The sequence below is a fragment of the Paraburkholderia sp. RL17-373-BIF-A genome (assembly GCF_046030175.1).
Lineage (GTDB): Bacteria > Pseudomonadota > Gammaproteobacteria > Burkholderiales > Burkholderiaceae > Paraburkholderia.
This window is the reverse complement of the sequence record NZ_JARESO010000013.1, coordinates 198,468-212,629: the sequence shown is the minus strand read 5'-3', so window position 1 is coordinate 212,629 and position 14,162 is coordinate 198,468. Positions and strand designations below refer to the sequence as shown.

The following is a 14,162-nucleotide window of genomic DNA, read 5'->3' as shown; positions in this document are numbered from 1 at the left end:
AGCAGGTTGCCACCTATGCGACGGCGATCCGCCAGGACGGTGCAAGTGACGGAAAGGCCGTCGGCGTTCTGGCGGTGTTCTTCGATTGGGCCAAGCAGGCGTCGACCGTCGTAAATAGCGTCCGGTTGACCAGTGGCGAACGGGAGCGCACGCGCTGCATGATCGTCGACGCATGTGGTCGAGTGATCGCCTCCTCTGCAACAGCGGGCCGCGAGAGTATGCGCTTCGACCTGCCACCGAACAGGGCTGATATCGGAACCTACCGTACGGCTGCGGGCTCGCTTGTCGGGTATGCGCTGACTCCGGGTTATGAAACTTATCGCGGTATGGGCTGGTTCGGCGTCATCGAGCAACAGCCGGATCGAACACCGTAACCGTGTCATTGGCGTGAACACACGCGGGTTGGGTCATCTGCAATGGTGGCATTCGCGCACGCTCCGCGGCCTGGTTCGCGAGGGACGCAGGTGACTACAGGTTTATGTAATAGCCGTCCCCCAGCGCGCTGACTATGCTCACGGGAGGGTAGAGCAAAGCGGGCTGTCACATAGATCGAAGATCCCGACCTTCGCTCGTTGGGCGAAGGTCCTTGCGGCGCCCGGGTCAGGTAAGCGCAGGCGTTACTGGCTTGCGGTTCAAGGCGTAGATACCGTGCTAATACGCTAGTCGATCGTGCGATTTGGACAGCGTTAGCAGACGAGGCACGGCACTATTGCCTCATTCGCGGCACGCTGACTGCAGCGCTGCCGCTAATCGCATCGTGGCCATGAGTTGCGCGCTCGAACCGTCCGCGTCAGGTGATACGCGGCGTTTCCAGGCAACGCCACGATTCCACGTACGGCGACTTAGGGTCGCGCCAATTCAGGACGAAACGAGATGCCAAAAGCTTTTTCCGTTCCCATCACTCCGCAAGGAAAGTCCGCACTGGCGACACTGCCTCCGTGGCACTATTCCAGCGACTGCCTCGCCATCGAATACTGGGCCGACCAGAAAGCAATCGCTGCGCTCCTGCCGCCAGGCGTCACGGTGGACGAGAAATCAGGAGGGCGCGCCTTCTTCTGGTTTCTGGACTGGCAGTTCACCGGTTCCAATGACGAAGTGACGGATCCTGCCCGGTATCAATACCGTGAGGCCTTCGTTCTGGTCGAGGCAGTCTTCGACGGGCTGCCGATCAATTACTGCCCGTACATCTTCGTCGACAACGATGCCGCCATCGCCCGCGGATGGGCGCAGGGTTTTCCCAAGAAACTCGCCAGCGTCTATCAGACCCGCAGTTTCTCCGCTCCCAGCGCGGCGGCTGCGCCGCTTGCCAAGGGAAGTCGCTTCGGCGCCAGCGTGTCCGCGCACGGAGAGCGGCTGGCAACCGCCCGTATCCAGCTCGAGGAACCTGTCGCTGACCCGACGACCGTTTTCAATCGGCCGACGACGATGCGCCGCTACTTTCCCCAACTCGCGGCCGGCAGTCAGGACAAGCCACCCGTCGACGAACTGACCATGTCGCTCACGGACAATCTCGCGATCGTGGATGTCTGGACCGGATCGGCGGAACTGAAGCTTCCCGAAGTCGATGGCGAGGACATGCATCTGATTGCGCCGTTGCGCGTCGGCCGGGGTTATCGGCTGGGTATGGCGTATTCCGTGACCGACCTGCGCATTCTGAAGAACTACGTCGGTTGATCGTCTGGACGGCCCCGTGAGTTGGCAAGGAGGCAGCTTATGTGGGCCACCGTCGATGAAAATGTCCGCGAAACGTCGATAGAGGATTCGCTTCCATGCCGCTCTATACCTTGATTACTCAGGACGGCGCACTCAGCAGTGATGCCAAGGCCAAGCTCGCAATAGAGCTGACGACCCTGCATTCCGAATACGCGGGTGTGCCGAAAAATTGGGTGCATGTCGTGTTTCAGGACTATGCGCCGGGCAGCGGGTTCACCGCCGGAGAACCCGCGGCAACTGCCGCGCTGACGCTTTTGATGCGCGCCGGGCGGTCGCCTGCATACAAGCGGGAATTGCTACAGCGTCTTTGGAAACTGTTTCAGACCGCGACGGGAGCGCCCGATGACCAGCTTGTCATCGGCATTCAGGAAGTGCCGGCCAGTCAGGCGATGGAGATGGGACAGGTCATGCCGGACATCGCGAACGAATAGAGGTGAGGGCGGCGGCGCCAACGAGCGTCCGCGCTTCCTGATGAACGCAATTCCAAAGCCCGCATTGCAACGTGTTGCAGGGCGTCGCATCGGCATTCTGCGCAGATGCGGCGTGCGAGACGGGGCGACCGATCAGCATTCAGGCGCTGCGTCCCATTTTGGTTTCATTTCTTTACCCCACTTCTGCGGATCTTGTTTGTGCATTGTTTCCATTTCCTTGGCGACATCCGGGTGTTTGTCCATGACGTGTTTCGTCATGACCTGTACCATTTCGTCCCATGATTCAGCTGATAACTTCTGCTCACATTTACCGCCGAGCTCTTTGCACGTCATGGTTTTCATTTGAAATCTCCTTGTCACTTCTTACAGGAATATGGGTGCACGGTGACACACCGTGGACACGCGGGCAGACGCGTCGCGAAAGCGGGCGACGTGGCTGGACGCGAGGTTCACATTTCCCTCGCAATTGCTGGTCCTGAGGTCATGGATCACCACCCCTTGCCACCGCCTGACTCAAGAAACTTCGCCTGAAGATGCTGTATCGTGAACGCCTCCGTGTTTACACAGAGCCCACGATCACCGTAGAGACGCCTTAGATGACCCCACTCCACAGCAATCCAGCTTTCTACCAACTCCTTACCGACAGTTACGCCCGGGTGCTTGGCCACCCTCTGGTGCCGCACGCCATGCCCGTAGTCGAAGCTGCCCAATGGCTCTACGAGAGCGCACCGTTCGCGGTGCTTGCGCACAACACCGATCCCGACCCGCTCTTTATTTACGGCAATAAGGCCGCGCAGCGTCGCTTTGAATATAGCTGGGATGAAATTACCCGTTTGCCGTCCCGGCTCTCGGCTGAAGCCCCGAATCGCGAGGAGCGACAACAGTTCCTCGCACGCGTGCAGCGGCTTGGCTATGAGGCGGGCTACAAGGGCGTGCGCATCACCAAGTCAGGCCAGCGCTTCATGATCGAGGAAGCAACACTGTGGCAACTTCTCGATGGGGAAGGCAAATTGCACGGCCAGGCGGTTGTCATCCCGCGCACGCGCGACATTTGATCGCGCATACCGAGGGGTACCGGGTGTGTCCGCTTCGCTCCCTGCTCCAGCCATCGAAAATTTGCGATTCAGCCAGCAAATAATTGCGTTTGTTCTGTCCGTCTTCCCCCGATAACCTGCGTATATCCCCAATACCAGCGTTATCCGAGGAAAGACGAGTCATGAAGCTTCTGAAAAACACGTGGTACGCGGCCGCCTGGAGCCGTGACGTCGGGTCCGGGTTCGTCACTCGCGATCTGCTGGGCGAGCCGGTGCTGCTGTATCGCAAGCACGACGGCTCGCCCGTCGCGATGATCGACCGCTGCCCGCATCGTTTTGCTCCGCTGTCGATGGGCAAGCGCGTCGGCGACGGCGTCGAGTGCGGTTATCACGGCCTGCAATTCGATTGTAGCGGCGCGTGCTCGCTGAATCCCCATGGCGACGGCCGCATTCCACCGGCCGCGCGTGTGCGCGCGTTTCCCGCCGCCGACCGGCACGGGCTGATCTGGATCTGGGCGGGCGAGCTGTCGCGCGCCGACCCGAGCCTGATCCCCGATTTCTCGCATCTGCTGTCGCCGCAACTGAAAACCGTCGGCGACCAGATGACGCAAAAAGCGCACTACGAATTGGTCGTCGACAACCTGATGGACCTCTCGCACGTCAACTATCTGCATGCGCCGTATCAGCAGGTCGACGATTTCCTCAAGGCGAAACACGACGTGGTGCAGGACGGCAGTGCGCTGGAAAGCCGCCGCACGATACCGGCCACGCGCGCGCCGCAATCGTTCCGGCCGTTTCTCGACGACCCCGACGCGCCCGTCGAATACTGGCTGAACATTCGCTGGCACGCGCCGGGATGCTGCATGCTGGAGACCGGCGTCGTGCCCGTCGGCAGGCCGCGCGAAGCGGGCCTCGTGCGTATCGGCACGCATATCGTCACGCCGATCGGCGCTGCCTCGACGCAATATCTCTACGCGAGTTCGCGCAACTATCGCCTCGACGACGCCGAGGCCGACAACGAAACGACGCGCTGGCAGCAGATGGGCTTTCACGAGCAGGACAAGCCGATGATCGAAGGCGTGCAGACGCGCATGGGCGATCGCGAACTGCTGTCGATGCGGCCGATCCTGCTGGCGACCGACGCCGCCGCGATCCGCGTGCGGCGCCTGCTCGCGGCGATGATCGAAGCCGAAGCGCGCGTCGACGAACCCGCCCCGGCCGCCGTCGCCTGAGGTGCGCGCGGACCACGCTTAAAAAACAAAACAGGCGGGACGCAAAGCGCCCGCTTTACGGAGACAGACATGCAATCAACCGCTTCGCCGGGCGCCGCCGCCTCGCTGATCGACAGCCGGCCGCTCTCGGCCTGCCAGCGCCTGATTCTCGTATTGTGCGGATCAGTGATCTTTCTCGACGGGCTCGACACCCAGTCGATCAGCGTGGCCACCAAGGCCATGGCGCATACGCTGAACGTGCCGCTGGCGAGCTTCGGCGTGGTGTTCTCGGTGCTGCAGCTCGGCGGCCTGATCGGCACCTTCGTGTTCGGCTACCTCGCCGACCGGGTCGGGCGCCGCCCGCTCGTGATCGTCGCGGCGCTGCTGATCGGCGCGCTCACGCTCGGCACGGCATCCGTGAACAACTACACGCAACTGCTGATCGTGCGTTTTCTCGGCGGAGTGGGCCTCGGCGGCATCTTTCCATGCGTGCTCGCACTGGGCGCGGAATATGTGCACAGCCGCTCGAAAGGCCTCGCGGTCGCGCTGCTGTTCGCCAACTATTCGCTCGGCGCAGCGGTGGGCGCGATGATCAACGGCTACGTGCTGGCGCATTACGGCTGGCGCGCGGTCTATGTGGTCGGTGGCGTGCTGTCGATTGCCGCGGCGCTCGCGATCATCGCGTGGCTGCCGGAATCGCCACATTTCCTTGCCTCGCGCGGCAAGATGGACAAGCTGCGCGCGGTGTTCCAGCGCCTCTATCCCAACGAGGCGATCGACGTCGAGCCGCTGCGCGTGAGCGCTGGGTCCGAGGCGGCACAAAAGCCCGCGCGCGGCGGCGTGCCGGTGCGGGAGATTTTCAGCGAAGGGCGCACGGGGATCACTTTGCTGCTGCTCGGCATCCTGATGCTCAGCTACGCGACCATCAAGGTGATGACGGTGTGGCTCACGCCGCTTCTGCAGACTGCGGGCATTTCGGTGGTGCACACGTCGTACGTGCTCGCGAGCCTCGACATCGGCTCGATGCTCGGACTCGGTGTAGCGGGTTACGTCGTGAGCCGTTTCGGGCCGATGCGCTCGCTGTTGCCGTCGCTGCTGCTGCTTGCCGTCACCACCGTGGTGGTCGCCTGCGAAGTCACGCGTTTCGGCGTGCTGCTGCCAAGCGGCTTCGTGATTGGCTTCACGGGGGGAATCGGCCAGTCCGCGCCGCTCGCACTGTTCGCGCTGATCTTTCCGACCCGTGTGCGTTCCACCGCGCTCGGCCTCGGCGGCGCCGCCGGCCAGATCGGCAAGATCGGCTCGCCGATGCTGGTGGGCGCGGTGCTTGCCAACGGCTGGAAACCCGAGACCATTCTCTTCGCCGTCGCTCTGCTGCCGGCAATCGGCGTGCTGCTGATGCTATGCGTAACGCTGTCGCGCCGCCACGCGGTGACGAGCGTGAGCCAGAGCGCCTGACGACTTCACACTCAAAACTCATATGAAAGTAGGCATCGCACGAATCGAAGAAACCGCAGTCGGCATCCGCGTATTCGAACTCGCGCCGCTCGACGGCAAGCCGCTGCCGCCCTATACGGCGGGCGCGCACATTAGCGTGCATCTGCCGGCTGGCCTTGTGCGCCAATATTCGCTATGCGGGCGTCCGGAACAGGACGACGCTTATGTGATCGCAGTGCAGCACGCTGACGGATCGCGCGGCGGTTCGCGCGCGATGCATACGCTGCGGGTGGGCGACAGCTTGCACGTCGAAGGGCCGCGTAACGACTTTCCGCTCGCGCGCGATGCGCGGCATTCGGTGCTGCTCGCGGGCGGCATTGGCATCACGCCGCTGTTGTGCATGGCCGAGCGGCTCGCGCGGGCCGGCGGTTCGTTCGAGCTGCATTACTGCGTGCGCGAACGCGAGCGCGCGGCCTTTCTCGACCGGCTCGCCGAGCCGCTGCTGAAAGGTCGCTGCACGCTCTATGTCGACGACGCGCCGGCCGACGCGCGGCTCGACTTCGAGCGCGTCATGCGCCGTTATCGCCCGGGCTGGCATCTGTACGTGTGCGGTCCCGCCGGGTTCATGGAGCATGCGCTCTCGACCGCGAAGCAGGCGGGTTGGCCGGATCGCGAACTGCATCGCGAGTACTTCGGCGCGCCCGTCGCCGATACCGCTAGCGACCGTGCGTTCAGCGTGCGGCTCGCGCGCAGCGGCCGGGTGGTGCAGGTGGGCGCCGCGCAAACGGTGGTGCAGGCGCTCGCCGCGCAAGGCGTGCAGGTCGCGACTTCGTGTGAACAGGGCGTGTGCGGGACCTGTCTCACGCGCGTGCTGGGCGGGCAACCCGAGCATCGCGATCTGTATCTGACCGACGCCGAGCGCGCCTGCAACGACCAGTTCCTGCCTTGCTGCTCGCGCTCGCGATCGGACGAACTCGTGCTCGACCTGTGAGGCGCGGCATACCCGGATTGCGGCGTGCGGCGCGCGTGAGTACGATGCGTGATGCCCGTCGACGGAGCCTTTCCCTTGAGTACGCAAACGCTGCCTTCGATCAATCATCTGCGCAGCTTCCAGGTGATCGGCCACCATCTGAATCTCGTGCATGCGGCGCGCGAACTGCACCTGAGTCCATCGGCGCTGAGCTATCAACTCGGCGTGCTCGAAGACCGGCTCGGCACGCGGCTCTTCACGCGCACCGGCCGCGGCCTTGCTTTCACGGAAGCAGGGCGGCTGCTGCACGGCGAAGTCGATCAATGCCTGCAGCGGCTGTGGTCGGCATGGCAGCGCGTGGCGGCCAACGAACGCGCGGCGCCGCTGGTCGTGAATTCGCTGCCTACCTTCGCGATGCACTGGCTGCTGCCGAGACTCACGGCCGTGCAGGAACAATTCGCCAACGTGGAGATTCGCGTGTCGATCGCGCCGGTGGATCTCGAACGCGATGCGCTCGATTGCGCGATCGCATACGGCGATGGCCGCTGGCCCGGCGCGCAATGCGATTTTCTGCGCGCGGAGTCGCTGGTCGTGGTGTGCTCGCCCGCGGCGATCGCGGCCAACGGTCCGCTGTGCAGCGTCGCCGATCTCGCGCGCTTCACGCTGCTCACCGCCAAGACGCGGCCAGACGACTGGACCTTGTGGGCGGATGCCGCGCGCGATCCGCTGCCCGTCGGCGGCCGGCAATTGCTGCTCGCGTCGCGCATCATGGTGATTCAGGCCGCCTGCGAAAGCCTCGGCGTTGCCGTCGTCGATCCGGCGATGGTGCGGGCCGAGCTGTCGTCCGGGCGGCTCGTGCAAGCGCTGCCGCATACCGCGCGCGGCCAGGGCTCGTACTACCTCGTGTATCCGCTGGACGAGGAATCGCTCGCGCGCGTCGCCGCGTTTCGCACATGGCTGCTCGCCGAGATGGCGCGCGACAACGCCGCGGATATGTCCGGCTGAATACTTCGCCGCCGATCGCGGGCTACATGCGCAACCCCGCGATGTACTTCGCGCGCGGCCGCAGCAGGAAGGCTTGCGCGCGCTGCTCCAGCACATGCGCGACCCAGCCGGCCGTGCGGCTGATGATCCAGAGCGCGGTGGCGGTGCCGTCCGGTAGCCCGAGCGCACGCGCCAGCACGACGAGTGCGATCGCCACGCCCGGATGCATCGACAGCCGTTCTTCGGCGAGCGCGAGGAATTCGAGCGTCGGGGCGGTGTCGGGCGTCGCGTTCTCCAGCGCGCGCACCTGTTCGAGAACCAGATTGGCGCGCACGTCGCCCTCCGGATACAGCGGATGGTTGAAGCCGAACAGGCTCGCGCCGACTTCGCGCACGAGTTGCAGGCGGGCGGCCGGGTCGGAGTGGGACACGTCGCGCAACAACAGCGTTTCCACTTTCTCGGTTGCGGTGCCGGTCGAGAAGCCGACGTGCGAGCCGATCGCCGCCGCGATGCAGTTGTAGAGATCGGCGTTGGTCGACGCCGCGACGCGCGCGGCGAAGGTTGCCGGCGCCAGTTCGTTGTCGGCGAGCACGGTGAGCGCGCCGTTGATCGCGAAGACCGCACCGGGCGTACAGGTGCCGCCCGCCGCGCGCAACAGATAGGCGGCGAGGCTCTCGCCGCGCTCGCGCATCACGAATGCACGCTGGTTGCTCAGAAAGCCGAGGCACCCCGCCATTGTCTGCATGATGAGGCGCGCGGCCTGCACGGCGCTGCCGTCGGAGATTTCCGCCGCGCCGCGCCCTTGCATGCCGAGCGCGAGCGGCACCATGCCGAGCAGATTGGCGATGTCGCTGCCTTCCAGCTTGCCCGCGTAGGCGCCGAACAGCGGCAGCACGGCTTGCGGCGTGTCGAGCGCGCCCCATGCGGTGACGCCGTCCTGCCAGACGCCGGTCATCAGCAACTGCGAGACGGACTCGAACGACGAGCCCGCCTTCGCCATTTCGACGGCCGAGCGGTTGCGATACAGCGGCCCTTGCGCCGTGATGTGCGTGATCGCCGACGCGAGCACCGGCTCGCCCCAGCGCATCGTCGATTCCGCCGCCGCGGCCTTCGGCATGCGTCCGCGCTTGCGGCTGCCCACGCGTTCGACGTCGGCGCGCACGTACAGGCTGCGCCGGCCGTCGTCGTGCGGCGCGGTGCCGATCATTCCACGACTTACGTACGAGTAAAGCGTGGCCGGCTTGATGTTGAGCCGCGCCAGCACTTCCTCGCGTGTCATCAGATCTTTGGTGGTCATGGAATCAATACAATCAATATAAATTCATCGCCAAAGAGTACGCGACGTCCGATTGAAAGTCCACATGGGCGCGGATAAATCAGCGATTCCGCTGCGCCTCAATGCCGCCGAGGATCCGAAACAATTTTATGTTGATTTGAAATATCAATCTTGATTGATAAATCGCCGGCGAGTAATTTTCAATCCTCGATTCCATTCCCGCGACTGTCCGTCTCCGCTTCGGACAGTCGCCTTGAGGAGACCTTCCGATGCATGACCTGAGACGCGAATTCGATCCGGCGCAAGCAAGTTTCGTCGATCAGACGGGCCAGCGCCCCCGCGACAATCACTACTGGGCGCCCGTTATCGTGAGCCGCGAGCAGATCGACGCGGAGGTGGCGCGGCTGGCCGCGTTGCCGAAGCCGCACGACGGCCGCCGTCATTCCCTGATCGTTCATCCGTCCGCGCGCGACGGTTCGCCGGGACTCGCGCCCGGCATTCAGGTGTCGTTGCAGGTGCTGCTGCCCGGCGAAACGACCGAGTCGATGCGCCACAACGCGACCGAAGTGAATTTCTGCATTCGCGGCGGCGGTTCGACGCGCGTGGCGGGCCGCACCATCGCGTTCCGTCAATACGACGTCTGGAATCATCCGGCCTTCGTGGCTTATTCGCATACGAACGACACCAGCGACATCCAGGTGCGGCTCGTCTATTCGAACATCCCATTGCTGCAGCACATGGAGGTGTACGTGCCCGAGTTCGGCGTCGAACTCGAAGTACCGACTGAAACGGTCACCGCGCATGCGAGCGACGATCCGAAGCGCCGCAATCCGTTCGGCACGTTTGCGATCGGCGACGACGGCGGTCTGCTGATGCCGTACGAAACGCTGATCAATCCGCAAGTGGTCGACTCGCGTCCGCTGCACTTTCCGTGGCAACAGGTGAAGAGCGAACTCGACAAGCTCGAGGCGCTCGGCAGCGAGTACGTCGGCCGGCGGCTGTACATGATGTACAACCCGGTCACGGGCCGCACCAACGGCATCACGCCGAACTTCTTCGCGACCATGACGATCCGGCCGCCGAAGATCGTCGACCGTCCGCATCGCCATGTGTCGTCGGCGATCAACTACTACTTTTCCGGCTCGGGCTACAGCATGGTGGCGGGCAACCGCTACGAGTGGAAAGCCGGCGACCTGATGCTGTCGGCACCGGGCTGGGCCGTGCACAACCACGCGTCGTATGACGATTACGTGTACGAGCTGACCATCCAGGACCAGCCGCTGAACATCTACATGCAATCGCTGCTGTGGCAGGAGAGCCTGAAGGAGCCGCCCGCGCTGCTCGGCACGCAGACGGGTTTTTCGACCAATCGCGCGAACTCCGCCAAGGCCGCATAAGCGGCGCCATCGACAAGGAATCCGAATCATGCGCGATATCTCATGGCTGAAGGGCTCGATCACGCCGATCGTCACGCCGTTCCGCAACCAGGCGGTCGATTACGAAACGTATGCGCGGCTCGTCGACTGGCAGATCGTCAACGGCGGGCACGGGGTGCTCGTCAACGGAACGACGGCCGAACCGAGCCTGCTGACGGTCGCCGAGCGCAACCGTCTGGTCGATGTGGCCGTCGAAGCCGCCGCGGGCCGGGTGCCGGTGCTGGCCGCGACCGGTTCGCAGTCGCATGCCGAAACCGTCGAACTGACACAGCACGCCGACAAGGCCGGTGTCGACGCGATGCTGGTGGTCACGCCGTACTATATCCGTCCGCCGCAACGCGGGCTCGTCGAGTATTACGCGGATATCGGCACGCGCACCGAGCGGCCGTTGCTGATCTATCACATCCCGGGGCGCGCCGCGGTCAGCATGGATCTGGCGACCGTCAAGGCGATCCGGGAACGCGTGCCGAACATGGCCGGTATGAAGCACGCGGTCAACGACATGGGTTTCGTCACGCACATGCTCGACGCGTTCGGGCCCGACTGGCGCGTGTTCGTCGGCCTCGAAGAGTTGAGCTATCCGATGCTCGCGGTCGGCGCGTGCGGTCTGATGAACGCGGTCGGCAATCTCGCGCCGCGCAAGGTCGCCGATCTGGTCGAAGCCGTCGAGCGTGACGACTACGCGGCCGCGCGCAAATTGCACTTCGCGCTGTTCGAGCTGAACCAGTCGGTGTTCTACGACACGAACCCGATCCCCATCAAGTACATGATGAAGCGGATGGGGCTCATTCCCGCCAACGAGCACCGCCTGCCGATGATGCCCGCCACGCGCGAACTCGAGACGCGGCTCGATGGCGTGCTCGATCGCGCCGGGCTGCTCTGAACGTGTTGCGACGACCCGAACCACAACGATCCCGGAGACAACGATGAGCGACAGGATCCCACGGTTGGAGATGGCCGAGATGCGGCCCGATCTGGCCGCCTATCTGACGCCGCGCGTCGAGCGGCTGCGCTATCTCGGCGAGCTGTTCAAGTGCGTGGGGCATGCGCCCGACGTGACCCTGCAATTCATGCATTTCACCGATGCGCTCAAACATGCATTGCCCGACCGTCTGACCGAACTCGGCGCACTGACCGTGGCGAGCTACATGGAGAATCGCTATGAGCGCCACCAGCACGAACGGCTGAGTGAAAAGCTCGGTTTTCCGCGCACGTGGATCGCCCAGGTCAACCGGCTCGATCCCGCCGCGGCGACGGAACTGAGCGACGTCGAGAAAGTCGCGCAAACGTACGCGCTCAAGGCGCTGCGTACGCGCGGGCTCGAAGCGCAAGCGGAGTTCGACACGCTCGCGCGCTTGCTGAGCCCCGCTGAAGCGATGGCCTTCGTGATGCTGATCGGCCGCTACGTCACGCATGCGCTGGCCGTCAATACGCTGGGGCTGAAGCCGCCGGTGCCTTCCATCTTCGAGGGCGAGCAATGAACGCGACGAGCACGCCAGTGTGGATTTCCGAGCAACAGATCGTTTCGCTGATGAACCTCTCCGGCGCCATCGAAGCGCTCGAAGACGGGCTCGCGCAGCAGGCGAGCGGGGCGGCGCGCAACATGGGCAAGACGCACGTCGCGTGGGGGCACAACAATCTGCACGCGATCGGCGCGGCGTATCAGCAGGCGGGGATCGTCGGCACCAAGACGTGGGCGCATACGGAGGGCGGCGCGTGTCCGCTGCTGATTCTGTTCGATAGCGGCAATGGCCAACTGCGGGCGATTCTGGAGGCGTTCGCGCTCGGCCAGATGCGTACCGGCGGCATTTCCGGCGTCGCGACGAAGTGGCTCGCGCGGCCCGATGCGGAGGTGTTCGCGCTGATCGGGACCGGCAAGCAGGCGCTCGCGCAACTCGCGGCGGTGGCCGCGGTGCGACCGCTGAAGCTGGTGCGCGTGTACAGTCCGACGCCCGCCAAGCGCCGCGCGTTTGTCGAGCAGGCGCGCGGCAGGTTCGACTTCGAAATCGTCGAAGCGGCTTCAGTGGAAGCGGCGGTCCGCGATGCGCCGATCGTCACGACCGTGACCCGCGCCACCGAAGCGTTTCTGCCGGCCGCGGCGCTGGCATACGGCACGCACGTGAATGCGGTGGGCGCGATCACGGAAGAGCGAATCGAACTCGCCGACGATGTGTTCGCCCGCTGCACGCGCGCCGTGGTCGACGACCTCGGCGCGGCAAAGCGGCTGTCAACGGAGTTCGCGCGCGCATACGGCGCGCGGGATGGCTGGAGCCAGGTGACGCCGCTTTGTGACGTGGTCGCGCAACGTCTCGCTCGCGCGGCGTCCGACGATATCACGGTGTTCAAGGCCATGGGCATGGGCGTGTCGGACCTTGCGCTCGGTCTGCGTCTGTACGCGCTCGCAAGTCAGGCGGGGCTCGGTGCGCCGCTGCCGCAGCCGCGCCGCGAGCCGCCGCGGCTGGATTGACGACGCTTCGATCCCGGCAGGATCGCGCGTGTCGTGTGTAGCGCAGTCTTGCCGGCAGTCGGATTGCTACGTCCCGGCAAGCAGATTCGGAATCCGAATTAATAAACATCAATACAATAACCCTGGAGACACAAACGTGAAGAAACGCCACGCCCTCGCGGCGTTCGCCGTGTCATGCACCGCCGTCCCGGCCGCGCATGCGCAAAGTTCGGTAACGCTCTACGGCATCGCCGACGTCGGCATCGAAGTCGTCAATCATGTGCCCGGACCCAACGGCACCTCCGGCACCGCCGTGCGCATGGAGTCCGGCAGCCTCGCCGGTTCGCGTTGGGGCTTGCGCGGGCAGGAAGACCTGGGCGGCGGACTGAAGGCCGTGTTCGACCTGGAGAATGGTTTCTCGATCAACAACGGCGCGCTCGGACAGGGTGGCCGGATGTTCGGACGCAAGGCGTACGTCGGCTTGAGCACACCGTACGGCGAGGTGACGCTCGGCCGTCAGTACAATCTTCTCTACGAACTGATGTACGTGTACGATCCGCTCAACTTCAATCCGAGCTATTCGGCGCAGGGTTACGATCCGACGCTGGTAGGCCGCGCGGACAATTCGGTGCGCTATCTGGCGAGGTTTTCGGGTGTGACGTTTGCCGCGCTGTATAGCACGGGTTTCGATTCGACGATTCCTAACGGCGCGCAAGTGCCCGGCCACTCGAAGGTCGGTCGCGAATATAGCTTTGCGCTGCAATACGCGGGTGGCCCCGCCAATGTCGGGGTCGCGTACGACCAGATGCAGGGCACCTCGATCGCCACGCAAGACGCCACGCAGATGCGCGTGGTGGGCGGCGGCTCGTACGCGTTCGGGCCGGTGAAGGCGTATGTCGGCACGCGCTGGCTCAACATCCGCAACAGCACGACGCTGCAAAGCTCGCTGCTGTACTGGCTGGGCGCCACGTGGCAGGCGAGCGCGCCGCTTACGCTATCGCTCGGCGGCTATCAGGAGCGCATTCGCGGCAGCGGGCAGAAAACATCGAGCGGCGTGCTGCTCGCCGACTATTTTCTGTCCAAGAGCACCGACCTCTACGCGGAGGTCTCGTATGTCAGCAATTCCAACGGCCTGAACATCGGCGTGCGCGCGATCGGCGACGTGACGACGGGCAGCAACCAGACCGGCGCGATGGTCGGCATCAAACACAGTTTCTGAGAGCGGAG

At 64.4% G+C, this 14,162-nt stretch carries 14 protein-coding genes and 1 pseudogene; 13 read left to right on the top strand and 2 right to left on the bottom strand.

What is annotated here, in order from left to right; translation table 11 throughout:
- From P0D80_RS18670 to P0D80_RS18660, 3 genes and pseudogenes are all read left to right on the top strand, one after another.
- Window positions 1-374: pseudogene (locus P0D80_RS18670) on the top strand (chemotaxis protein); the annotation flags it as partial.
- A 499-nt stretch (window positions 375-873) separates the two neighbouring features.
- Window positions 874-1,674 (top strand): acetoacetate decarboxylase family protein, encoded by an 801-nt coding sequence (locus P0D80_RS18665; RefSeq protein WP_408285921.1) that lies wholly within the window; start codon window positions 874-876, stop codon window positions 1,672-1,674.
- A gap of 95 nt (window positions 1,675-1,769) precedes the next feature.
- Window positions 1,770-2,144, top strand: a complete 375-nt coding sequence (locus P0D80_RS18660; protein WP_408285919.1) for a tautomerase family protein — start codon at window positions 1,770-1,772, stop codon at window positions 2,142-2,144.
- Window positions 2,145-2,276: 132 nt separating this feature from the next.
- Here the strand turns inward: P0D80_RS18660 and P0D80_RS18655 are convergent, their stop codons facing one another.
- Window positions 2,277-2,486 (bottom strand): DUF1059 domain-containing protein, encoded by a 210-nt coding sequence (locus tag P0D80_RS18655; protein WP_132377141.1) that lies wholly within the window; start codon window positions 2,484-2,486, stop codon window positions 2,277-2,279.
- A gap of 254 nt (window positions 2,487-2,740) precedes the next feature.
- Between P0D80_RS18655 and P0D80_RS18650 the strand changes: the two genes are divergently transcribed.
- The 5 genes from P0D80_RS18650 to P0D80_RS18630 all read left to right on the top strand — a co-directional run bounded on the left by P0D80_RS18650 (window position 2,741) and on the right by P0D80_RS18630 (window position 7,798).
- Window positions 2,741-3,199, top strand: a complete 459-nt coding sequence (locus tag P0D80_RS18650; protein WP_408285917.1) for an MEKHLA domain-containing protein — start codon at window positions 2,741-2,743, stop codon at window positions 3,197-3,199.
- A gap of 161 nt (window positions 3,200-3,360) precedes the next feature.
- On the top strand, window positions 3,361-4,410 hold the full coding sequence (locus P0D80_RS18645) for an aromatic ring-hydroxylating dioxygenase subunit alpha (RefSeq protein WP_408285916.1): 1,050 nt from the start codon (window positions 3,361-3,363) through the stop codon (window positions 4,408-4,410).
- A gap of 69 nt (window positions 4,411-4,479) precedes the next feature.
- Window positions 4,480-5,844, top strand: a complete 1,365-nt coding sequence (locus P0D80_RS18640) for an MFS transporter (RefSeq protein ID WP_408285915.1) — start codon at window positions 4,480-4,482, stop codon at window positions 5,842-5,844.
- 22 nt (window positions 5,845-5,866) lie between these two features.
- A complete protein-coding gene (locus P0D80_RS18635) occupies window positions 5,867-6,814 on the top strand; it encodes a PDR/VanB family oxidoreductase (RefSeq protein ID WP_408179201.1) in 948 nt (315 codons plus the stop codon).
- Between the two features lie 75 nt (window positions 6,815-6,889).
- On the top strand, window positions 6,890-7,798 hold the full coding sequence (locus tag P0D80_RS18630) for a LysR substrate-binding domain-containing protein (RefSeq protein WP_408179202.1): 909 nt from the start codon (window positions 6,890-6,892) through the stop codon (window positions 7,796-7,798).
- A 22-nt stretch (window positions 7,799-7,820) separates the two neighbouring features.
- On the opposite strand, the gene P0D80_RS18625 is transcribed toward P0D80_RS18630, so the two are convergent.
- Entirely contained in the window at window positions 7,821-9,056 is a 1,236-nt protein-coding gene (locus P0D80_RS18625) for a citrate synthase (protein ID WP_408179220.1), read from the bottom strand.
- Between the two features lie 266 nt (window positions 9,057-9,322).
- Between P0D80_RS18625 and P0D80_RS18620 the strand changes: the two genes are divergently transcribed.
- The 5 genes from P0D80_RS18620 (at window position 9,323) to P0D80_RS18600 (ending at window position 14,154) form a co-directional block, all read left to right on the top strand.
- The gene (locus P0D80_RS18620) at window positions 9,323-10,450 is read left to right on the top strand and encodes a cupin domain-containing protein (RefSeq protein WP_132377147.1); all 1,128 of its coding nucleotides are present in this window, start codon (window positions 9,323-9,325) and stop codon (window positions 10,448-10,450) included.
- A gap of 28 nt (window positions 10,451-10,478) precedes the next feature.
- A complete protein-coding gene (dapA, locus tag P0D80_RS18615) occupies window positions 10,479-11,372 on the top strand; it encodes a 4-hydroxy-tetrahydrodipicolinate synthase (RefSeq protein WP_408179204.1) in 894 nt (297 codons plus the stop codon).
- Between the two features lie 43 nt (window positions 11,373-11,415).
- The gene (locus P0D80_RS18610; RefSeq protein ID WP_408179205.1) at window positions 11,416-11,970 is read left to right on the top strand and encodes a hypothetical protein; all 555 of its coding nucleotides are present in this window, start codon (window positions 11,416-11,418) and stop codon (window positions 11,968-11,970) included.
- Entirely contained in the window at window positions 11,967-12,956 is a 990-nt protein-coding gene (locus tag P0D80_RS18605) for an ornithine cyclodeaminase family protein (protein WP_408285912.1), read from the top strand. Before P0D80_RS18610 ends, P0D80_RS18605 begins: the two co-directional genes overlap by 4 nt.
- Window positions 12,957-13,092: 136 nt before the next feature.
- A complete protein-coding gene (locus P0D80_RS18600; RefSeq protein WP_408285911.1) occupies window positions 13,093-14,154 on the top strand; it encodes a porin in 1,062 nt (353 codons plus the stop codon).
- Window positions 14,155-14,162: the final 8 nt, after the last annotated feature.